This is a genomic window from Halobacteriovorax sp. CON-3, from assembly GCF_043196995.1.
Lineage (GTDB): Bacteria > Bdellovibrionota > Bacteriovoracia > Bacteriovoracales > Bacteriovoracaceae > Halobacteriovorax_A.
On record NZ_JBEBNA010000001.1, the window covers coordinates 1,521,921 to 1,542,790 of the forward strand.

General features: G+C 37.2%; 22 protein-coding genes. 11 read left to right on the plus strand and 11 right to left on the minus strand.

What is annotated here, in order from left to right:
• The first annotated feature begins 241 nt into the window (after positions 1-241).
• The 6 genes from ABMA72_RS07115 (at position 242) to ABMA72_RS07140 (ending at position 5,230) form a co-directional block, all read left to right on the plus strand.
• A complete protein-coding gene (locus tag ABMA72_RS07115) occupies positions 242-2,695 on the plus strand; it encodes a DUF3656 domain-containing protein (protein WP_392857444.1) in 2,454 nt (817 codons plus the stop codon).
• Entirely contained in the window at positions 2,695-2,955 is a 261-nt protein-coding gene (locus ABMA72_RS07120) for a GIY-YIG nuclease family protein (protein ID WP_392857446.1), read from the plus strand. The genes ABMA72_RS07115 and ABMA72_RS07120 overlap by 1 nt, the downstream gene beginning before the upstream one ends.
• 64 nt (positions 2,956-3,019) lie before the next feature.
• Positions 3,020-3,541, plus strand: a complete 522-nt coding sequence (locus ABMA72_RS07125; protein ID WP_392857447.1) for a redoxin family protein — start codon at positions 3,020-3,022, stop codon at positions 3,539-3,541.
• 2 nt (positions 3,542-3,543) lie between these two features.
• Complete coding sequence (locus ABMA72_RS07130) at positions 3,544-3,930, plus strand: hypothetical protein (RefSeq protein WP_392857449.1); 387 nt, start codon at positions 3,544-3,546, stop codon at positions 3,928-3,930.
• Positions 3,930-4,361: a FixH family protein gene (locus ABMA72_RS07135; protein ID WP_392857451.1), complete on the plus strand. Its 432-nt coding sequence runs from the start codon at positions 3,930-3,932 to the stop codon at positions 4,359-4,361. The genes ABMA72_RS07130 and ABMA72_RS07135 overlap by 1 nt, the downstream gene beginning before the upstream one ends.
• Positions 4,343-5,230 carry a hypothetical protein gene (locus tag ABMA72_RS07140; RefSeq protein WP_393056633.1) on the plus strand — a complete coding sequence of 296 codons (888 nt, stop codon included), beginning with the start codon at positions 4,343-4,345 and terminating at the stop codon, positions 5,228-5,230. Before ABMA72_RS07135 ends, ABMA72_RS07140 begins: the two co-directional genes overlap by 19 nt.
• Here the strand turns inward: ABMA72_RS07140 and ABMA72_RS07145 are convergent.
• Both ABMA72_RS07145 and ABMA72_RS07150 read right to left on the minus strand, forming a co-directional pair.
• On the minus strand, positions 5,225-6,022 hold the full coding sequence (locus ABMA72_RS07145) for a DNA repair protein RecO (protein ID WP_393056635.1): 798 nt from the start codon (positions 6,020-6,022) through the stop codon (positions 5,225-5,227). The genes ABMA72_RS07140 and ABMA72_RS07145 overlap by 6 nt on opposite strands.
• Positions 6,010-6,954 carry a DEAD/DEAH box helicase gene (locus tag ABMA72_RS07150; RefSeq protein WP_392857457.1) on the minus strand — a complete coding sequence of 315 codons (945 nt, stop codon included), beginning with the start codon at positions 6,952-6,954 and terminating at the stop codon, positions 6,010-6,012. Before ABMA72_RS07150 ends, ABMA72_RS07145 begins: the two co-directional genes overlap by 13 nt.
• A gap of 79 nt (positions 6,955-7,033) precedes the next feature.
• Between ABMA72_RS07150 and ABMA72_RS07155 the strand changes: the two genes are divergently transcribed.
• Together ABMA72_RS07155 and ABMA72_RS07160 are read left to right on the plus strand one after the other, a co-directional pair.
• The gene (locus ABMA72_RS07155) at positions 7,034-7,738 is read left to right on the plus strand and encodes an RsmE family RNA methyltransferase (RefSeq protein WP_392857458.1); all 705 of its coding nucleotides are present in this window, start codon (positions 7,034-7,036) and stop codon (positions 7,736-7,738) included.
• A gap of 1 nt (position 7,739) precedes the next feature.
• Entirely contained in the window at positions 7,740-7,994 is a 255-nt protein-coding gene (locus tag ABMA72_RS07160) for a NifU family protein (RefSeq protein WP_021266260.1), read from the plus strand.
• On the opposite strand, the gene ABMA72_RS07165 is transcribed toward ABMA72_RS07160, so the two are convergent.
• From ABMA72_RS07165 to ABMA72_RS07180, 4 genes are all read right to left on the minus strand, one after another.
• Positions 7,995-8,882, minus strand: a complete 888-nt coding sequence (locus ABMA72_RS07165) for an alpha/beta fold hydrolase (protein ID WP_393056637.1) — start codon at positions 8,880-8,882, stop codon at positions 7,995-7,997.
• Between the two features lie 71 nt (positions 8,883-8,953).
• Positions 8,954-9,136, minus strand: a complete 183-nt coding sequence (locus ABMA72_RS07170) for a hypothetical protein (RefSeq protein WP_392857462.1) — start codon at positions 9,134-9,136, stop codon at positions 8,954-8,956.
• A 96-nt stretch (positions 9,137-9,232) separates the two neighbouring features.
• Positions 9,233-10,039, minus strand: a complete 807-nt coding sequence (locus ABMA72_RS07175; RefSeq protein WP_393056639.1) for a nitrilase-related carbon-nitrogen hydrolase — start codon at positions 10,037-10,039, stop codon at positions 9,233-9,235.
• Positions 10,039-11,352, minus strand: coding sequence for a UDP-glucose dehydrogenase family protein (locus ABMA72_RS07180; RefSeq protein ID WP_393056641.1), 1,314 nt, complete (start codon positions 11,350-11,352; stop codon positions 10,039-10,041). Before ABMA72_RS07180 ends, ABMA72_RS07175 begins: the two co-directional genes overlap by 1 nt.
• A gap of 80 nt (positions 11,353-11,432) precedes the next feature.
• Between ABMA72_RS07180 and ABMA72_RS07185 the strand changes: the two genes are divergently transcribed.
• Positions 11,433-12,428 carry a lysylphosphatidylglycerol synthase transmembrane domain-containing protein gene (locus ABMA72_RS07185; RefSeq protein WP_393056643.1) on the plus strand — a complete coding sequence of 332 codons (996 nt, stop codon included), beginning with the start codon at positions 11,433-11,435 and terminating at the stop codon, positions 12,426-12,428.
• Between the two features lie 6 nt (positions 12,429-12,434).
• On the opposite strand, the gene ABMA72_RS07190 is transcribed toward ABMA72_RS07185, so the two are convergent.
• From ABMA72_RS07190 to ABMA72_RS07210, 5 genes are all read right to left on the minus strand, one after another.
• Positions 12,435-13,055, minus strand: a complete 621-nt coding sequence (locus ABMA72_RS07190; protein ID WP_392857471.1) for a hypothetical protein — start codon at positions 13,053-13,055, stop codon at positions 12,435-12,437.
• Between the two features lie 2 nt (positions 13,056-13,057).
• Positions 13,058-14,881: a translation elongation factor 4 gene (lepA, locus tag ABMA72_RS07195; RefSeq protein WP_392857473.1), complete on the minus strand. Its 1,824-nt coding sequence runs from the start codon at positions 14,879-14,881 to the stop codon at positions 13,058-13,060.
• A 155-nt stretch (positions 14,882-15,036) separates the two neighbouring features.
• Positions 15,037-16,269, minus strand: a complete 1,233-nt coding sequence (locus ABMA72_RS07200; RefSeq protein WP_392857475.1) for a HAMP domain-containing protein — start codon at positions 16,267-16,269, stop codon at positions 15,037-15,039.
• A 30-nt stretch (positions 16,270-16,299) separates the two neighbouring features.
• Positions 16,300-16,995, minus strand: a complete 696-nt coding sequence (locus tag ABMA72_RS07205) for a TrkA family potassium uptake protein (protein WP_021266154.1) — start codon at positions 16,993-16,995, stop codon at positions 16,300-16,302.
• 20 nt (positions 16,996-17,015) lie between these two features.
• Positions 17,016-18,746 carry a TrkH family potassium uptake protein gene (locus ABMA72_RS07210; RefSeq protein ID WP_392857476.1) on the minus strand — a complete coding sequence of 577 codons (1,731 nt, stop codon included), beginning with the start codon at positions 18,744-18,746 and terminating at the stop codon, positions 17,016-17,018.
• Between the two features lie 65 nt (positions 18,747-18,811).
• On the opposite strand from ABMA72_RS07210, the gene ABMA72_RS07215 reads away from it, so the two are divergent.
• A complete protein-coding gene (locus ABMA72_RS07215; RefSeq protein ID WP_392857479.1) occupies positions 18,812-19,960 on the plus strand; it encodes a class I SAM-dependent RNA methyltransferase in 1,149 nt (382 codons plus the stop codon).
• Between the two features lie 97 nt (positions 19,961-20,057).
• The gene (locus ABMA72_RS07220) at positions 20,058-20,861 is read left to right on the plus strand and encodes a tetratricopeptide repeat protein (RefSeq protein WP_392857481.1); all 804 of its coding nucleotides are present in this window, start codon (positions 20,058-20,060) and stop codon (positions 20,859-20,861) included.
• Positions 20,862-20,870 lie beyond the last annotated feature (9 nt).

The window sequence follows — 20,870 nt, forward strand, 5'->3', positions numbered from 1 at the left end:
TATTTTCCCATTAAGGTACGCGCCACCTTTTTGTAATATTACTAACTTATGCGTCAATTTTTATTGAAATTAATAGAAATTCGACTAGTTTATAAGTACTGCCTAATAACGAAACTCGACTTGGATAAGTAGTCTTTATAATTGCGAAGAATTTGCATGAATTTACTTATTTTCTATATATAAATTACTGAAATCACGATTTGGTATCGCGTACCTTTTGCTCTCGTGCTAAAAGCAGGTCATGAAAAAATCAGAAATTCTCGCCCCTGTGGGCAATATGCAAATGTGCCTAGCGGCAATTCACGGTGGTGCGGATGCCATCTATGTTGGAATGCCAGGATTCAATGCTCGTGGGAGAACTCACGATCACTCCGTTAATGAATTAAAAGAGATTATCGACATGTGCCATCTCTATGGAGTTAAGGTGCACGTCGCATTTAATATTCTCATCTTTGAAGAAGAAATTTCTGATGCTATTGAAAGATTAAACGAAGTTGTGGCCCTAGGCCCTGATGCCCTAATCATTCAAGATATCGGACTAGCAAATATCGTCCGACAATTATATCCAGAGCAAGTTATTCACGGCTCGACTCAAATGACAGTGACCAATCACGATCATATTACATTTCTTGAAGACCTTGATATCAAGCGATTTGTACTAGGACGTGAAAACTCAATTCCAGAAATTAAAGAGATCAGATCAAATACGCAGCGTGAGCTTGAAGTCTTCACTCACGGAGCTTTATGTGTCGCCTACTCTGGCCAATGCTTTACTTCAGAAAGTATTGGAGGGCGTTCTGCGAATCGTGGTCAATGTGCCCAAAGTTGTCGCTTCTCTTACGAGATGTTTGTGGATGGAGAAAAACAAGACCTCACAAAACACGGACGAAAGATGAGCTACCTAGTTTCGCCACAAGACCTTTGCGGAATCGAAGAAGTCAATGAGCTTCAAGACATGGGAATTGATTCTTTTAAAATTGAAGGACGTCTTAAAGGGCCGGCCTATGTTTCGACTGCGGCAAGTGCATTTAAAGCAAAACTTGAAGGAAAGAAAGTTGGCCAAAAAGAGCTCGACAATATGGCCCTTACATATTCACGAGGACTCTTTTCAGGATGGCTTCACGGTGTTGACCACCAACAACTTGTTAAAGGTCACTACGGCGCTCACCGAGGAATAGAACTTGGAAAAGTAAAAAAAGTTTCTCCTCCATTTTTAGAAATCGACACTGATCGTGAATTAGAGAATGGAATGGGTGTTGCAATATGCGACGACAATAAGGGCCTTGAGGTTGGATCTTCAATCTTTGGTGTAAAAAGAAAAGGAAAGCGCGTAAGCCTTTCACTTGCTCACGATTTTAAGTGGAAGCAAGTTCGCCCAGGTATGGATATCTATTTGAACTCGGATCCAAAAGTTGCAAAAGAGAGCGAGTCCTTAATTAGTGATATCAACAAACAAAAGCGTATTCCAATCCAAGTAACACTTATTGCAAATGTTGGAGAGAAGCTCACATATAAAATTAGCGATGGTTTTAACCAAGTTATAATTGAAAGCGAAGACTTAGTTGAAGAAGCAAGAAAGCCAGCAGATTTAGAAAAAGTTGAAAAAGATGCATGTGCCCTATCTCGTACAATCTATGCTGTTTCAAATTTTGAATTGATAACAAATGAGAAGTCTCCCTTCATTCACTCGAAATCATTAAAGAAGTTGAGACAAGAAGCCGTCGAAGAATTAAATAACAAGCGAGTCTTTGTTAAGGCCCCTCAGACCCAATCTTTTAATCTTTCAAAGAAAGAAGTTTCTGAAAACGATATTACTCTAAACTTCCTACTTAGAGATATAGATCAAGTAAAAGAAGCATTTGAAGTTTTAAAAAGCTGTGAATACGAAAGACTATTAATTACATTAGACTTTGAATTTGGTAAGGACTACAAGCCTTCACTAGAGCTTTTAAAACAACTTCCAAAGTGCCAAGTTGGTATTGCTACGAATAGAATTTTGAAACCAAAAGAATATCATCACTTAAATGTTCTAACTCGATTAGAGCCTGATTTTATTCTTTGTCGTAACCTTGGTTCTTACCAATACTTAAGGTCTAAATGTGACATTCCACTTAAAGGTGACTTTTCTTTAAACGTCGCAAATTCACAAACGGCCAATTACTTACTAGATAAAGGTTTTGAAACCTTAACATCATCATATGATTTAAATGCAAAGCAATTGGAAAACCTTCTTGCAAGTACTGATGCTGGGAGAATTGAAGTAAATATCCACCAATATATGCCAAGCTTTCATATGGAGCATTGTGTGTATGCTGCCTTCTTATCGGAAGGATCATCATTTAAAGACTGTGGGAAGCCATGTGAAAAGCATCATGTGGAACTTAAAGACCAATTTGGAAATATGCACTTTATTAAGGCCGATCAAGAATGTCGAAATACAATGTTTAATGCTATTGCACAGAGTTCGACAGACTTAATTGACGAATTAATTGCAAAAGGTGTTTCTCAGTTTAGAGTCGAACTTTTAAACGAACACGGAGAGAAGCTCAAGAGTAAACTTGAAAGTTACCTTAACTTCTTTAATGGAAAGATTTCCACGAATGAGTTAAAGTCTATGTTAGGCACTCAAGAGAAGTACGGAATTGGTACAGGAATGCTTATGAAAGAAGACACATATCAAGCGAGAAAGAATTAATGGCAAAGGCCGACAAGTGGTTTGTCTACATTATCGAAACAAAGAATGGGAAGCTCTACACAGGAATTACAACTGATGTAGAGCGAAGATTTGAAGAACATAAGAATGATCCTAAAGGTGCAAAGTTCACCAAGGCCAATCCACCTAAAAAAATTCGTTTTACAGAAGAGCATCCAGATCGCTCAAGCGCAAGTAAGCGAGAAGCTCAAATAAAGAAGCTTACTCGTCCTCAAAAGCTGACTTTAATCAAGGAGTCGTAAAAATTAATACCTACTAGGGTATTGATTTCTTGTGCTTCAATTAGAGATTTTATAAATAACACCTATGAAATTACTAATTGCACTCCTCATCACAAGCGCAACGTTTGGGGCATTTACTGAAATACGCTACGATTTATCAACTCATCAAGAGAAACAAATTTCTGTTACTAAAAAGAAGAAAGTTCTTATTTTCCTTTCGCCTAGTTGTCCTTGTTCACAAAAACAATTCGACTATATTAACTCTCTTGCAAAGAAGTTTAGCAATATTGAATTCATTGGTTTTAGCTCGAACAAACATATCAGCAAGAAGAAGGCTCTTGAGTACTTTGACCAATTCAAAATCAACTTTCCTATCTTCATTGATAAAGACTTAAAGTACGCAAATAAAATGAATGCCCTAAAGACTCCTCATGTCTTCTTATTAAATGATAAAGAGGAAGTTATTTACCAAGGGGCCGTAACAAATAAGAGAAGCCCTGAGCTATCTTCAAAATTCTATTTAAATGACGTGCTTACAGCACTACAAAATAATAAAGAACTGCCATATAAAGAATCAAAGGCACTTGGGTGCTATATCGCGAGGTAAATATGTTAAATACATTTAAAACATTAATTGTACTAGTTATCACTGCTTCTGTAATGGCGTGTCCATTTCAAATCGAATCACAAAATCTATGCGTTGATATGGAGTGGACTAACGGGCCATTTGATGGAAAGCCTTCAACATTTGAAGCAATTGTTTATGACAAAGACTCAGGAGAAAGAGTCTCTCCGAAAGAGCTTAAAGTTTATGTATGGATGATGATGGCAAACGGTCACCAACACGGTGGACCAGCTATTTCTTGGTCATATGATGAAGATCAGATCATCAATGGGAATGCAAAATTCTTTATGGGACATATGAAAGGTTACTGGCAAGTTCGTTTTGAACTAGATGGTGACATTGCTGCAATTGATGTGGAGCTTAAGAAGTAATGAAGTTATTATCACTGACACTTTTATTCTTATTATTCACAAGTTGTGGAAAATCTCCATTCTCTGGCGACCTAAAAGAATTAGTTGGTGGACGTGATAATATAACAAATCAATTAGAATTTAATACAGAGGCCCTGACAATTTCTCGTCAATGGGAAAAAGGGCCACTGCTCTACGATAGCTCAACGATCACGATCACATTTAAAGATTCAGCAGATAACCTAAAAGATCCAATTGGTGATTTTTCGGCCTATATCTGGATGCCAGATATGGGGCATGGTTCCTATCCAATTACTGTCACGAAGGTTGCGACGGGAATCTATGAACTAACTGATATCTACTTCACAATGGGTGGTCTTTGGGACTTTCACTTACAATTAAAAGATAACGGAAACTTATACGACACTGTCTCATGGCCACTTACGCTCTAATTTTACTTACATTCTTCTTTTCACTAACGACTCAAGCATCTTCATGCTGCGGTGGTGGCGCAAATATTCCTAATATTATTTTAGGCGACCACCAGTGGGAAGCAAAAATCAACTATGCAAACTCTGCAGTAACAAGTGAAGCGGGGGTTGACGGCAAGATTCATAATATTAATTCTAAGAATGAAGTAACTGAGACTATCGCGTTTCAAGGTAGCTACCTCATTGACAGTTATTTTCAAATCGCCTTTGATATTCCAGTTAAAAAAAGAACAGTTGAGTCTTCAATAAAAGAAACAAGTACCACTGAAGTTGTCGATCCAAGCTTCCAACTGACATGGGAGTTTCTACCTGAGCTGACTTATAATCTTTTAAAGCCTCGTGGCTTTCTATTCTTTAAGCAACTAATCCCAAATGGTAATTCTATTTACAGCTATGACGATCCCCTCTTATCAGACTCACTAAGCCGAGGAGTCTACGAATCAACTCTAGGACTTGCTCTATTTAAGGTTGTTTACGACTATGACTACTCTGTGACATTAGAAGGACACTACGGTTTTAAAAGAACGATTGATAATAAAGAAGTTGAACCAGGATTTGGATATTCGTCTTCTTTAGGCCTTGGTTATAATCCCAATGCGAAGATGCGCTTTGGTACTTCACTAACCTATTGGCAAGATAGTGCCGTTAAGATCGATGGTATTGAAGGTGAAAATAAGTACTATCTTTCAACAAGCTTTAACTACTCGTATATGTTTACTAGAAGTTCTCTCGTTTTAAATTATTCAGATGAGACCATCCTAAACGTAGCAAAGAATACAAATCTAGCTAAGGCCATCTCACTTACTTACAAAGTATTTGAAGACCTATAAGAGTAAGCTTAAGGACTTGTAGTGCTCACGTTGAACGTGCTGATGATAACAAATATAATTAACAAGTTGGTTTAGCTCAGATTTTTGAATCTGTGTTCCTACTTGATATTCTGAATACTTGCTTGCTGCAACCTTTAGCATTTCACTTCTAAGGTCCTTACCTTCTTGTCCATTAACTAATCTTTGCTCTTCTAAGCTTAGATGAGAGAAGTGAATATACCCACCTTGCTCAATTGATAATGAAACAAAATCATTATCACCAATTTCAACCCCTGAGACAGCACAGGTTTCTGTTCGAGGAAAAATCCCAAGCTCAACCATTGCCTTCACAAGAAAAATGAAGAGTTCATGATTAGCATTAAAGTCACTCGCTAGAACTCGGCTTTCTAAGCGAAAGATAGCATTTGAAAGAAGGCGAAAAATTCCTTCATGACTTTTCTCACTTAAATCAAGATCGTCTTTATGTGTAATTTGTGGAGCAAACGACTGACAAAGTTCACAGAAGAAACAAAGTAAGTAGAAGGCCATTGGACTGTGGGAAATATTCTTATGGCACCATTTTTCGACATGGTCCTTACTCGTTAGAATTTCAAAACTATTTTTAACTCGACCGAAACCGACTTTAAAAAGGTAACCAACTTGTAAGATAGAAGAAACTTTCTTCTTTCCTCCTCCTTGTCCACCATAGAACATCACAGAAATTTTATTTCCGTTTCTAAGGAGTAAGTTTCCAATCAAGTGCTTGTCTTGATATGGAATCTTGTTAATGAGAATGCCTTCTAATTCAACCATAATAATAAGTCCTGACTCATTATAAAGAGATAATTACATATCTTGTAGTGAATTCTTTCCCACCACTTCCTCCCTTTCTCTAAGACCCCAATATATTGAAATTCTTCTCCAAAGCGACCACCACGACCGATCATTTGAAAATTTGTGGACTCACTAGGTTTATAACTAATATAAATATTTTCAATTCCATGTAAATTAACTCCATGGCTCAAAGCACTAGTAGCAATGATCAGATTTGCAGGATTTAGATTCTCTCTGGCCACAAAGTCTTTAACTTGTCCTCCTACACAGTAATCACATGAAATGCCTAATCTTAGAAAGAACTTATGCCAGAAAAAGACTTCTTTTCGTGACGAACAAAAAAGAATGGTTCTTCCCCTTTCAAAGAGTAATTGTTCAAAGATAAGCTTTAGTAGAAGAAGTGGGCGAATCAACATACGCTTCTTCTTATACATATTCTTCTTTTGAAAGTTTCCAATATTAAGAAAACAGAAATGCCTAAAGTTATTTTCGACATCCCTTTCGATCACACGATATAGCTCATCTGTAATAGTTGCACTCAGTCCTATCACTTTGGTACTTTTAGAAGATGAGATTTGATAAAGGAAATCAAGTAATCTAGGACGAAAGGACTCTCCCCATTCATAAAAGAGATGAAATTCATCTAACACAAAAAGAGAGTTGGATTTTAAAGCAAAATCGAGATCATCTTTAGAAAGTGACTCCACAGTTGTTAAAAAGATTCCCTTGTCAGTAATATTATCCACAACACATTCCCTCTCCTTCAAATCTTCCAGAATTGAACGCAACGGAGAGACAATAATAATCCTTTCAAAGTCTTCTAATAATTGCCAAATAAGTCTTGTTTTCCCCCAGCCCATTGGTGCCATAAATAATGTGAATGAATGCTCTCTATTGACGATCTGTGACAAAGTTGCTTTAAAATCCATACCCAAGAGGTGCAAGAAGTGGTAAAAGAATTAAAGCTATAACTCATTAAAATTAAAGAAGATGAACTCTGTCATAATTAGAAAAGATCAAATTCGCGACTCAAAAGTTGTTCTCACGCAAGAGCAATCGAGACATTTACGTGAAGTTGTAAAGGTAAAGGTTGGTGATGAACTCAAGGGAACGATTCTTGAGCAAGGGCTAACGACTCTTAAGGTAAGCAGTATTATCGACGCAATTGTCGAAGTGGAAGTTGGCCTAACTCGCCCGGGACTTCACTACCCTATCGAGCTAATTATTGCGGCATCAAGGCCACCTACGATGAAGAAAGTTTTCGAGCATTGTAGTGCAATGGGAGCGGACAGCTTTCATATCTTTAAGGCCATTCTAAGTGATAAGAGTTACCTCACTTCTAAAGTTTACGAGCGTTTTCAAGAACTATCTGAATTGGGTGTAAGCCAGTCAGCTGTTTTCTACAAGGCACCTAAGCTTAAGAAGACTTATCAATACGAAGACATGCAACCACAAGGTGTTCAAAGATTTATTCTCTCACCTTATGCCACAACCAAGTTAAAAGATGTTAAAATAGATATCGAAAGACCATTACAATTGGCCATTGGACCAGAACGAGGATGGACTAACCAAGAGATTAACGAATTTAAGAATCTTGGTTTTAAAGAGATAAGCATTGGCCCTTCAATCATGAGAGTGGAGAATGCTTCAATCGCAATCCTTGGCCATTTAAACCAATTAATGGATAGGAATTAATATGCTTAGAAAAATTGAAAAACTTTTTGATGAACAAGTAAGGCCAGCACTAGCTGCCCACGGTGGGAATATCGAATTAATTGATTACGATAATGATAAGCTCTACGTAAAGATGACTGGTGGTTGCCAAGGCTGTTCTGCTTCACAAGCAACTCTTACGGATGGTGTTGCAAGACTTGTAAAACAAAATTTTCCAGACATTGTTGAAGTTGTTGATGTAACAGATCACTCAAAGGGTGATAATCCATTTATGTAATTAGTGCTGTTTAAAGTACTCTATTACGATTTCAGCAACTTCATCTGGTTGCTCACTAGTTAGAGCATGCCCAGCATGCTCGACTTCTTTATAAGTTACCTGATCCTCAAGCTCTTTAGCTAATACCTTTCCGGCCAACTCGGGAGGAGCAATAAAATCTTCACTGGCCTGAACAATCAAAAATTTCTTTCCTGCTGCCATCTTGTATTTATTTGCATCAATGGTAGAGGTCGCATGAATTTGAGCGGCCGCAAGTTGTGGGAACCATCCATTTAACCAAATGGAAGCATCATTACCTTTTGCAAAGAATGCACAACTAATCATTTCTAATCGCTTATCTTTTTCTAGTCGCATATTAAAAGAATTCTTCAAACAATTCTGTGCTTCATTAGTCATTTGAAAATTGCCGCCAGCTGCAAGAAGAGCAAGCCCCTTAACATACTTAGGGTAATATGTTGTAAAGCTTCGTGCTAACCTATTTCCAAAAGCATGGCCCACAAGCCAAATCTCTTTAATTCCTAACTGATCAAGAGTATCTCTTATGTCATCGACAAGCTCTAGCATCGTCGTACTCTTTCCACTTAGTTTGCCAGTGCTTCTTCCGATACCACGTGGCTGAATTAAAACAACTTGATAACCTGCCTCGACAAAACGATTTGTCAGAGTCGATTTATATTTCTCAGTGTAATCTTCAACCCCTCTGCCAAGCGAAGGTAGGATAACGAGATACTCGCCAACTGATGCCTTTTCACTGAAAATTCTTACGTGATTTGAAGAATACTTATGTTTAATGATCGTTTCTTTTTGAAGGTATTTAACTGTTGGTTCTTGTGTCGTACTACTACAAGAAAATAGAACGAAATGAAGTAAGATAAAAACTAAACGCATTGAAACTCCTCGATAAGCTTTTTACTACTTATCGAGAAGTCTACTTATACAAGAACTTAATTAAGTTTAAATTATGCAACTTTAGTGTGTTCTTCTAGTTCTGACTCGCGCATACCATAGTCTTCATTGGCATGAGAAATTGACCTTCTTACCCTATCTTCAGTCTCCCAATAACTTAGTCCTGAAAGAATAATATTTCCGCTGGTGGCAAATGCCATGACTGTAGTCACGAGTATAATTTCTAGTAATTCCATATTTGCCTCCTAAATCTAATCATAAAGACTTATCGGCAGGTAATTATGAAATACCTCCAAATTCTACTCAATTTTCAATAAATTTAAACAGTTAGACTATAGGATAACTCGTGAACGTGTGTTAGAAATTTGCTCTTTATTGAGTCTTACAATCGAAATTCCCTCAGCATTCTTTTGATCAGAAAGAACTTCTCCCCATGGATTAATAACTAATGAGTGTCCATAAGTATGAATTCCTGGATTATTTTCTCCACACTGTGCACTGGCCACAACAAAGCACTGTCCTTCAATTGAACGTGCTCGTAATAAAGTATGCCAATGGGCCTGTCCTGTTGGAACAGTGAATGCCGAAGCAAAGGTGATCAGATCAACTTTATTATCGTAGTAATATTGGAGGAAGCTTGGGTAACGAAGATCAAAGCAAATTGCGATACCAATCTTCCAGCCAAGTACATCAATAATTAAAGGATCTTTTCCTGCGGTATAGATATCGGCTTCGTTAATTTTTTTTCGTTTTCTTTGCCCTTGTTCATCTACAGTTGTGATGTCACAAGAAAATAGATGGCACTTGTCGTAGCTACCAATAACACGACCTTGAGGATCCAAGTTAATGGCCTTATTAAGAATACCTGTATCAGTTTTAAAAGCAACAGAGCCCCCAATAAGGAAGAGCCCAGAATCAACGGCCAATTGCCTGATGTTATCAAAGTGTTCATTGTCCCACTCCATAAGGTACGGGCTTGGCTCGCGGCCATTAGAGATTGAATAAAAACATTCAGGCAAGAAGGCCACTTGGGCCCCCTCTCTTTTTGCCTGAGATAAGTATGTTTTAATTTTTTCTAGATTTGATTTGTAATCAAGAGATGAAGAAATCTGAATATTGGCGATAACCAATTCATTCATTAAATTTTCTTCCCAATCGCGTAGTAAGTGAAACCTTCACCTAAAACTTTTTCAGTCTTAAATAGGTTTCTCGCATCAAAGATTACCTTTTCATTTAAACGTGTAGCGATTTCTGCAAAGTCAGGAGTTGAAAACTCTCTCCACTCAGTTACAGTAACCATTGCATCACAACCACTTAAGCAATCGTACTTATTTGATACTTCTTCTAAAGATGTGTGATATTTTTCACCTACCGCTTTCATGAAGTTTGGCCCACCTTCAGGGTCAAAGAAACGAATTTTTGCACCAGCATCAATTAGATCTTTTGCCATATAGATCGCTGGAGACTCACGTACATCATCAGTATTAGCTTTAAATGCGACTCCCCAGAATGCAAAAGTTTTTCCACTTAAGTCTTCTCCGAAGTGCTTTTTTATTTTTGTTGCCATGTAAAGCTTTTGCTCATCATTCACATCTTCAGTTGCTTCAACAATTCTTAAAGAATGACCGTGCTCTTTGGCCGTATAAATTAAGGCCTTCACATCCTTTGGAAAGCAAGAACCACCATAGCCTGGCCCAGAATATAAGAAGTGAGAACCGATTCTTCTATCACTAGCGATCCCTTTACGTACTTCATTAATATCAGCACCTAAAGTGTCACACAGTCTTGCAATATCATTGATGAAAGAAATTTTTGTAGCAAGGAAACAATTTGATGCATACTTTGTCATCTCCGCTGACAAATTCGACATCATAAAGATAGGGTTCCCTTGTTTTAGTAATGGCTCATAAAGTTCTTCCATGGCCTGAGCAGCTTTTTCATTATTGTGTCCAATAACAACACGGTCTGGTCTCATGAAGTCTTCAATCGCCGAACCTTCTTTTAAAAACTCTGGGTTGTTAACGATATGAAATTTCTTATCAGTATTCTTAGCAACAATCTCTCTTACTTTTTCACAAGTTCCAATTGGTACAGTTGATTTAATAACGATGATTGCATCATCAGAGATATTCTTTGCCACATCTTCGGCAGCTTGAAATAAGTATGTAAGGTTAGCACTACCATCATCACCAGAAGGAGTTCCAACTGCTAGAAAAATTGACTTGGAATCTTTAACTGATTCAAGCCCCGTCGAAAAAGCTAGTCTTTCGGCCTTAATATTTCTTTTTAAGAGGTCATTAAGTCCTGGTTCGAAAATTGGTGATTCACCACGTCTCATCATGGCCACCTTATTCTCGTCAATATCAACACAAGTTACCTTGTGACCAATTTCTGCAAAACAAGTTCCGCTCACTAAACCAACGTATCCCGTTCCAATTACTGTAATTTTCAAGCTTTTATCCTTTTTAAAAATTGGTACTAGATTAGCACCTTTTATGCTAAGTTTTAAGCCTAAATAAGGAATTTAACTATATGCACAAAGCGTCAATTCAGACAATTCTCAAGGTTATTTTTGCGGCTGCAATTCTCACATGGCTTGCAAAATCAGATAAACTTGACCTTAGTCTGATCGGACAGGTACTTGAGAATGGTCCTTGGGCCTTAATCTCACTTGCACTTTTAATATGCAGTTCATTTATTGCAGCATTTCGTTGGTCACTACTTCTGAAAACAAAGAGTGATAAAATTCATATTAAGAAAATCTACCCAATTAATTTAATAGGACAATTCTTTTCAACGTTTCTCCCAGGTATTGTCACGGGAGACTTTTTAAAACTTCTCTACGTTAGAGATTGTGACAAAAACTTAAAGAGATCTTTTCTCTTAAGTACCGCACTAATTGATCGTATTATTGGCCTTATCGGCCTTCTCATTGTTGGTGGGCTATCTTCAATCTATTTTTATTCAGAGTTAACTGTTTTATCACCAAAGGTTAAGCCGCTTATCTCATTTAATATTATGTTATTACTTGGTGCACTTGGATTCGTTCTTGTGCTTTTTATGCCAGTAAGAATTAAGATACATGTGATAGAGCTAATTAAAATTCTTCCATTTGTTGGAGATAAGATTGCTAGCATCACTGAGACTTTTTGGAAAATTGGAGAAAGCAGAGCTGTTATCCTAAAGTCCATTGGCCTTTCAGTTATTGTCCACATCTTTGCCATTACGGCTTTTTGGAGTCTAGTTCACTCATTTCTTCATGCTAATATTGGTATCAAGCAGCTCTTTAGCATTATCCCTGTGGGGCTTATCTCAATAGCTATTCCTATCTCACCTGCTGGAGCAGGAGTTGGTCACCTTGTTTTTGAAGAGCTTTTTAAAGCGCTAGGCCAAGATAAGGGTGCTTCATTTTTTAATCTCTACTTCTTAGTAGCAATCTCAGTGAATCTTCTAGGTGTGATTCCATACGTTCTTTGGAAAAAGAAGCACACATTCAAAGAAGCTGAAGCACTGGAAGAAGTTCAGTAGTATTATTTAATTAAAAACAAAAATCTTTTTCGGATCGATATGACCGTATTGGCGCCACTTTGTTTTAAGGGCCTCAATTCTTAAAAGAAATTGCATATCTCTTTTGCGATCATTTAGTTTTCTGACTTTCTTTGATTCCTTAACAAGTGGCCCTCTTGCATCATATGGAAGAACAGAGATGTCATCGAGTAACATTGTCTTTCCTTCGTGGCTAATTGTGCGGGCAATGAATAAGTCATCCTTTACAAGTTGTAATGTAAACTCATTCTTAGGAATGTAGAATTTTGTATTGTGAAGAATGTCTTTAAAGACATGCTTTTTAAAAAGGTTTTGTCCACGGTACTCAAAAAGAGAATGGTTAATACTTAACATTGAATCTTTTTGATTTTCTTCAATTGAGATTTCATTAACAAATTTCTTAATTAACGGGCCATTATCATCGAAGTCACGTTGAGTGATATACCAATAGACGAAACCATTCATACGAGATTCGTAATCATCATCTTCTTCAGATAATTTTCCAGCAAGCTTGAAATACTCTTCTTTTGCTGACCTTAATTTGTCATAGTATTCATTTGATGAAAACTTCGTTACAGCATCATCTAAAATACTTCTCAATTCTTCCATGTTTATTTTTTCCCACCACTACTGTCTTCATCTACAGCAAGTACGGCCAAGAATGCTTCCTGTGGAACCTCAACAGATCCAACCATCTTCATTCTCTTCTTACCTTCTTTTTGTTTTTCAAGAAGCTTTCTCTTCCTTGAAACGTCACCACCATAACACTTGGCAAGTACGTTCTTACGAAGTGCCTTAACAGTTTCACGAGCAACAATTTTAGCACCAATTGCGGCCTGGATGGCAATATCAAATTGTTGACGGTCAATAATCTTTCTTAATCGTCCAACAAGATCACGTCCCTTATAATATGCATTATCAGTGTGACAAATAATTGATAGAGCATCAACTTTTTCACCGTTAAGTAAAACATCAACCTTAACTAACTTCGAAGGCTCGTAACCTTTAAAGTCATAGTCCATTGATGCATATCCTTTAGTGTAACTCTTTAACTTATCGTAGAAGTCAAAAACCATTTCACTAAGTGGAAGATCGTAAGTTACTTGTACACGCTCTTCCGTAATATATTTCATATCAGTTTGAATACCGCGTTTCTCTTCACAAAGACGAATGATCTTACCAACGTACTCATTTGGTACGTGAATAGAAATTGAAACGATTGGCTCAGTAATCTCTTCAAACTTACCAGGCTCTGGCATCGTAGAAGGGTTATCAACTTCAACAATCTCACCATCATTCATCTTAACTTTATAAGACACAGAAGGCGCTGTTGAAATTAAATTTAAACTAAATTCACGCTCAAGTCTTTCTTGAATAATATTCATGTGAAGAAGGCCAAGGAAACCACAACGGAAACCAAAACCTAGGGCCTGAGAAGTTTCAGGCTCATATGTAAATGAAGAATCGTTAAGAGCTAGTTTTTCTAGTGCATCTTTTAAAACTTCATAGTCGTTAGACTCAACAGGGAAGATACCACAGAAAACCATTGGCTTTACTTCTTCGTATCCACCTAAACTCGGTGTATCTTTCTTTTTGGCATTAATAACTGTATCCCCAACTTTTACGTCACGGATATTCTTAATCCCACAAATTACCATCCCTACTTCACCGGCACCTAGCTCTTTCACTTCAGTAAAGAACGGAGTATTAACCGCAAGCTTAAGAACTTCATACTCTTGATCAGAGTTCTTAAGATAGATCATATCTTTCTTTTTAATTGTACCTTCAACAACTCTCAGTAAGAAGATAACACCTTGATACGGGTCAAACCACGAGTCAAAGATTAGACCTTGAAGGTCCTTATTAGGATCACCTTTTGGGTGAGGAATTTTTTCGATAATTGATTCTAGAAGATCTTCAACTCCTAGACCTGACTTTGCAGAAACTTCATCAGCATCTAGTGCTTCAATCCCTACAACATCTTCAATCTCTTGCTTAACACGATCTGCGTCCGCATGAGGAAGATCGATCTTGTTCAGAACAGGCATAATCTCAAGATCATTTTCAATGGCCATATAAACGTTAGCAAGAGTCTGGGCCTCAACACCTTGAGAGGCATCAACTACAAGTAGTGCACCATCACAAGAAGCAAGAGATCTTGATACTTCATATGAGAAGTCAACGTGACCTGGAGTATCGATGATATTTAGGTAGTAAGTCTGTCCATCACGGGCCTTGTAATTCAAGCGTACAGTTTGGGCCTTAATTGTAATCCCACGCTCTTTTTCAAGTTCCATATTATCGAGAATACGATCAGATTTCTCACGATCAGTAATTGAACCTGTTTTTTCAATTAATCGATCCGCAAGTGTCGACTTCCCGTGGTCAATATGGGCAATAATGGAAAAATTTCGAATTAGTTTCCTATCAATCATTGTATCTATAACTCCGCTAAATTCCACGAATCATAGCACAGAAATCAATGGATAACTATAAGCTTCGACTGGTTCCAGCAGACTTTTACGTAAGCGATGCATCATTTCACAACGCTGCGCTTACGTAAAAGTCTGCTGGAACCTACTAAAAATCATTAAGATGCCTGAACTTCTTTTGACATTACCATCAAGTAATAATCGAGTGACGAATCGCGTCCACGAATTGGAATAACTGACGCGTAGCCTTCATAAATATATTCAACAACTTCTTCGGCCTCTTCATGCCCCTCGGCACCCTCATCACCTTCAATATCAACCTTTACAGAAATCTTATCTCCAACCTCTTTATCTGATTTAGTTGAGTCATCGCGCTTAGCGATTTTGATTTCCTGGTTTTCAATCTTTGAACGACGCTTAATGGCAAGTTCATATGTTTCAATGATGCACTGAGGAATAATTGAGTCTGTCATCACCTTACCAATCGTATCCTCAGACTGAACCTGAAGAAGTTGGTAAATCTGATTATTCATATACATCAGTTCACCCTTAGCATTCGTTAAGAGAACTGGCCTCTTAACCATATTGGCGAGTACATCAAATTTTCTATTTTCAACTACGATCTTATCCGCGCGCAGCTCTTCGAATTTCTTAAATGAGTGAATCATCTTATTCATCTCTTGAGCAATTTCACCAATCTCGTCATCTTGGGAGTAGTAGATGGAAACGTCGAAGTTACAATCTTGAAGCTCGCGAATCGCATCCTTAATTTTTTTAAACGGCAGGGCAATCTTTCCAGGGATAACTAAACCTAAGATTATTGTCCATAGAAAAGCGATAATAAGAGTGATCATCATCTTACGTTTTGTTTCGTTGATAATTCCCTTAATCTTCTCTTCTCTTTCAACATTTTGATAATACTGAATATCTTGAAACTCGGAGAAAGCATCAAGAATCTTATCCGCAAGTTCCCCAATGGAAGTCATTCCAATATTATTTCGATGAAATAAAGATGCCTTACTTAGGATAACTTTTAGAGAGTCGGTATAGGAGAGCATCTGCCCGATAATCTTTTTTACTTCCGGCTCATCGTAGTGAGTGTCGAGTCTTTGAAGTTGCGATGTGAATGATTCACAAAGATTTAGGATCCTTTCAACCATCTCAGGAGTAGGCTTCTTCGTTAAAATTCTTCTTTGGTTTTTAAGAATTGCAACCGCTGAAATCCTAACCTCATCTGTAATGAGAGTTACTTTATTAGAACGATCTGTAATCGACTCGATCTCTTTATTGAGATTATTTAAATGATAAAAAACGATGAACGCAAGTAGGATTACCACAGCTGCGGCAAACGAAAAACTCCATGCGACTCGGTTTCTTAGTGATAAATTCAAAGTTATTCCCCTTTATGCGACGTTAAAGACTTATGCATCCTCAAGATCAGCAAAAAGTTTATTAAAGTTTTTCTCACTTCCTACAAGAACAACGATGTCATCTGACTCGATAATATCCATCGGCATCGGACAATCATTAATCTCCATACGATAAGCGGACTTACCGTCTTCAGTGATATATGGAACCTTCTTTTGAAGGGCAACAATATTAAGTGAATAGTTTTGACGAATTTTACTCTCGACAAGAGTTTTACCTTCAAACTTCTTCCCAAGCTTTAGCTCGACAATTGAATAACCTGCTGCAAAGTTGTAGCGCTGGAGAACGTGTGGAGCGATGATCTTAGAAGCAACAATCTCCCCCATCTCCTCTTCAACTTTAATAATTTCAGAAGCACCAATTTCATGTAAAACGTGCTCGTGAAGCTTAGAAGTAGCACGGGCAATGACTCGACCAACCCCAAGCTTTCGAAGCATTGTTACGGCCATAATCGACATTTGGATATTATCCCCGATGGCCACAACTGCTGTATCAACGTCAGAAATATTTACTGATCGAAGTGATCTCTCATCTGTTACATCAAGAGCAACAGCGTGAGTTGTACGGTCTTTAATTTTATCAACGAGCTCATCATTCTTATCAATAGCAATTACCTCGGCACCTTTTTCGAAAAGTCCTACCGCAGTTTTTGCTCCAAATGTCCCTAGCCCGATAACAGCAACTAGCATATAAAATCCTTTATTTAATTTTAACCAATCATTATTCGTCCGTCAGGATAGTCTAATTTACCTGAGTATTTCTGTCTCTCTCCAATAGCTAAGATTAGTGTGAGAGGCCCAATACGTCCAATAAGCATTAGCATCGAAATTGCGATCTTTCCTGCGACAGTTAAAAATGGAGTAACTCCAAGTGTAAGCCCAACAGTCCCCCCGGCACTCAGCACTTCAAAGAAGAGAGGCAGGAAGTTTTGGTTTGGCTCTATTTTCATCATGACAAAAATAAATGATGTTGAAACAACAATAGAAATGAACATTAGGGCCGTTGCCTTAACAACTACAGGGCCTGCGATCTTGCGATCAAACATCATAACGTTCTTATCACCTTTAAGAGTTGAAATAATAGATTGAACTAAAATTGCCAGAGTTGTTGTCTTTACCCCACCGGCCGTCGAACCTGGAGACCCACCAATGAACATAAACATGGCCATCATATAAATCGTATATGAGTGGAGGTTTGTCAGAGGAATCGTATTAAACCCGGCCGTTCTTAAAGTAATGGACTGGAAGACAGATATTTGAATTTTCTCCCAAAGGTTATAGCCATCAAGAGCACCTAAGAACTCTCCAAAGAAGATGAAAATTGCTCCACCAACAGTTAGTGCAAGTGAAGTAATAAGAACAACTTTAGTGTGCATTCCAAGTCGTACGATAGTCTTTTCTCTTGTGACAACTTCCTTTAATTCCTTAAGGGCAATAAATCCAATCCCACCAAGAGAGATTAGAATGGCAATCGTTCCGTGAATTAGTGGATTGGTTGCATAGTTTTCAAGAGAGTTATCAAAGAGAGCAAAACCTGCGTTACAAAAAGCAGAAACACTATGAAAGAATCCGTAGTACATTGCCTGACCAAATTCAAAGCCTTCAAAAGTAAAACCAATCGTTAGAATGATTGCACCCCAAAGTTCAATAATGAAAGTGTACTTAACAATATTGATAATCATGGCAAAGAGTTCTTCAAGTGATGAAACATCGAGAAGGTCTTGCATGATGATACGATCTTTCATCTTCATCGATCGACCAAGAACGATGGCCATCGAAGAGTATAAAGTCATGATGGAAAGCCCACCAATTTGAATCAGTCCTAAAATAACAAGTTGGCCGACAATACTAAAACTTGTATTTGTTCCAAGTGTGGAAAGGCCGGTTACACATGTTGCGGAGGTTGCGGTAAAGAGAGCGTCCACAAAGCTAATACTAACTCCATCCGCAGCAGATAGAGGAAGCATAAGTAATAATGTTCCAGCTAAGATAACCCCACCGAATGTGAAGAGTACAAGCTGAGCAGAAGTTAATTTTATTTTACTAAAGAGCGTATCAAATCGATTCTTATATTCCCGATTTGTTGTCTCTCCCCCATCATCATATAAAGACAAGATTGTTGAGAGTAAGTGAGCACTCGCTAGTAGATAAGTAAATTTTAAGTCACCCCAAGTAATAAGTGTCGGGATAAAGACTAATAACGAAAATGAATAGCGACGGAAAAAGTCTTCACCATTCTTTGCTTCAATCATGTTCTTAATAACCGTTAAAGCAATGGCAATTGGGACTACCCAAACCATTAAGTCTAGGGTATTCACGATAAACTTTTGATTCCAAGTGGCAGGTATCTTCTTATTATCAAAGAGAGTGAATAAGAGGATAAAACTACCGTTGAAAAAAAGTTCAAACAGGAATGACAATTTTTGTAATAATGATGCCATATTATTTAATAATATTACTAATTTAGCTAAGTTGATACTTATAGCAGATTGAGACATATTTTCCTATGACTAAAAAGAAGAAACCAAACAAACAGATCAAGTTTCCCCTAGATTTCCCAGTGGACTTCAAAGTCGAACACCTCGACTCTCTTGGTCAAGGCGTTTCAAAACTAAATGGAATTACCTTTATCCAAAAAACTCTCCCAGGAGAAGAAGGCAAGGCCCTTGTCTACAAGTCTAAGAAGAGCATTCAATTTGCAAGCTTAACTGAGTTAACTAAGAAGTCCCAATTACGTACCGATTCGAAATGCCCTTACTATAGTGAATGTGGTGGCTGCCATTTCCTGCATACTAGTTATGAGAATGAAATTGAATTTAAGAAGAAAGCTTATCTCGACAATTTCAATCGACAATTTAAAATTGATTTAAGTGATTCACTTATTATTCATAAAGCAAGTGATCGCTATCATTATCGAAATCGTATTCAGCTTCATTATAATAAGAAGGATAATTCACTTGGCTTCTTTAATGACTCTAATTCAAAAATCACTTCAATTAAAAATTGTTTAATGGCCAACGATGATATCAATAATGAATTAGCTAAGTTGCATGACAATTGGCAAGGTGAAGCAAAGAAGACAAAGGGACATGTTGAGTTATTCCAGCGTGATGCAACGATCTTAAAAACTTTTGACTCTTATTATTCCGCGGAGGGATTTCTACAAGTAAACCCACCAATGAATGAGCTTTTATTAAATCTAGTTAATGAAAAAATGAAAAGTGTCACAAATGACTCTTCAACAACAGTCGACCTTTTTGGAGGAAATGGGAATATCACAAAGGCCCTTTCTCATCGAACAATTGTTATGGATGCAACTCCGACAAAATATATCAAGTTACAAAATAAAGAGTATCAAGAATATAGTGAACTCGATATTTATGACCAATCGGCCATTAATAAACTTGAGGCCTTCAATATAAAAGATATCGACCTACTCGTTATTGATCCTCCTCGCAGCGGCCTGAAAAATATTGATGAATTTACTAAAGTACTTAATCCAAAATATATCGTCTATGTAAGCTGTAACAACCAAACACTGGCCCGAGATACTCATAAGATTCTTGAAGATTATCTCATTGAAGAAGCGCACATGTTCGACTTCTTCCCAGGTACCCGACATTTTGAATCGGTTATCTTCTTTAAACATAGGTAACGATTGTAAGCTCTTAGATTAACATTGTAATGGGCGCTGAAAGCCATTACAATTAAAGAGTATATTCTCTTTTTAATCTAACGTTTTTGGTGAAATGATGAAACGAACTACAGTTACTTTTCTATTTGCAACATTAATTGGAATCATGACAACTTCTTGTTCTTCAAGTCAGAAAACGGAGCAGTTGAGAAAAGCAGAACTCTTCTATACATATGGAACTCAAAAGATGATTGATAAGGATTACTCTCAAGCACTTGAGGCCTTAGAGAATGCCAATCAATTAAAGCCGAATGATACAAAGACGCTAAACAATCTTGGACTTGCTTATTATTTCAAAAACAGACCTGAAAAAGCTAAGTTCTATTTCAAGCAAGCAATCAAAGTTGATAATAAGAACTCTGATGCCAGAAATAATCTCGCTTCAATTTACTTCAAGGAAGGTGACTACAATAAGGCCGAAGAACAGTACAAAGTTGTTCTTAAAGATCTTATCTATCGCTACAACTACCGAGTAAAGTACAACCTATCTCTAATTGAACTGAAGAGAGGAAATAAAGATGCGGCCATCAAATATCTTCAACAAGTAACAGGCTACACTTTAGACTATTGCCCGGCCCCGTATCAACTGGCCATGATTTATAAGAAAGATGGAAATATTAAAGATGCCATTAAAAACTTAAATATTGCAACAAGTGGTGAGTGTAAAAAAGAAATTGCACCAAAATTTGAACTTGCTGAAATTTATCGCTCTCTTGGAGAAAGTAAAAAGGCACTACCTCTTTATAATCAGATCATTGAGCAGTTCCCAAGAACTGATTATGCAAAAAGAAGTTTAGTAATAAAAAATAACCTAATGAAGAACGTATATTATTCGAACAAGTTTGAAACTGATAATTTATAATTAATTAAA

What these genes read in the sequence shown, in the direction of transcription:
- ABMA72_RS07115 (WP_392857444.1), top strand. Translation starts at nt 242, where the DNA reads ATGAAAAAATCAGAAATTCTCGCCCCTGTGGGCAATATGCAAATGTGC.
- ABMA72_RS07120 (WP_392857446.1), top strand. Translation starts at nt 2,695, where the DNA reads ATGGCAAAGGCCGACAAGTGGTTTGTCTACATTATCGAAACAAAGAAT.
- ABMA72_RS07125 (WP_392857447.1), top strand. Translation starts at nt 3,020, where the DNA reads ATGAAATTACTAATTGCACTCCTCATCACAAGCGCAACGTTTGGGGCA.
- ABMA72_RS07130 (WP_392857449.1), top strand. Translation starts at nt 3,544, where the DNA reads ATGTTAAATACATTTAAAACATTAATTGTACTAGTTATCACTGCTTCT.
- ABMA72_RS07135 (WP_392857451.1), top strand. Translation starts at nt 3,930, where the DNA reads ATGAAGTTATTATCACTGACACTTTTATTCTTATTATTCACAAGTTGT.
- ABMA72_RS07140 (WP_393056633.1), top strand. Translation starts at nt 4,343, where the DNA reads ATGGCCACTTACGCTCTAATTTTACTTACATTCTTCTTTTCACTAACG.
- ABMA72_RS07145 (WP_393056635.1), bottom strand. Translation starts at nt 6,022, where the DNA reads ATGGTTGAATTAGAAGGCATTCTCATTAACAAGATTCCATATCAAGAC.
- ABMA72_RS07155 (WP_392857458.1), top strand. Translation starts at nt 7,034, where the DNA reads ATGAACTCTGTCATAATTAGAAAAGATCAAATTCGCGACTCAAAAGTT.
- ABMA72_RS07160 (WP_021266260.1), top strand. Translation starts at nt 7,740, where the DNA reads ATGCTTAGAAAAATTGAAAAACTTTTTGATGAACAAGTAAGGCCAGCA.
- ABMA72_RS07165 (WP_393056637.1), bottom strand. Translation starts at nt 8,882, where the DNA reads ATGCGTTTAGTTTTTATCTTACTTCATTTCGTTCTATTTTCTTGTAGT.
- ABMA72_RS07170 (WP_392857462.1), bottom strand. Translation starts at nt 9,136, where the DNA reads ATGGAATTACTAGAAATTATACTCGTGACTACAGTCATGGCATTTGCC.
- ABMA72_RS07175 (WP_393056639.1), bottom strand. Translation starts at nt 10,039, where the DNA reads ATGAATGAATTGGTTATCGCCAATATTCAGATTTCTTCATCTCTTGAT.
- ABMA72_RS07185 (WP_393056643.1), top strand. Translation starts at nt 11,433, where the DNA reads ATGCACAAAGCGTCAATTCAGACAATTCTCAAGGTTATTTTTGCGGCT.
- ABMA72_RS07190 (WP_392857471.1), bottom strand. Translation starts at nt 13,055, where the DNA reads ATGGAAGAATTGAGAAGTATTTTAGATGATGCTGTAACGAAGTTTTCA.
- lepA (WP_392857473.1), bottom strand. Translation starts at nt 14,881, where the DNA reads ATGATTGATAGGAAACTAATTCGAAATTTTTCCATTATTGCCCATATT.
- ABMA72_RS07205 (WP_021266154.1), bottom strand. Translation starts at nt 16,995, where the DNA reads ATGCTAGTTGCTGTTATCGGGCTAGGGACATTTGGAGCAAAAACTGCG.
- ABMA72_RS07210 (WP_392857476.1), bottom strand. Translation starts at nt 18,746, where the DNA reads ATGGCATCATTATTACAAAAATTGTCATTCCTGTTTGAACTTTTTTTC.
- ABMA72_RS07215 (WP_392857479.1), top strand. Translation starts at nt 18,812, where the DNA reads ATGACTAAAAAGAAGAAACCAAACAAACAGATCAAGTTTCCCCTAGAT.
- ABMA72_RS07220 (WP_392857481.1), top strand. Translation starts at nt 20,058, where the DNA reads ATGAAACGAACTACAGTTACTTTTCTATTTGCAACATTAATTGGAATC.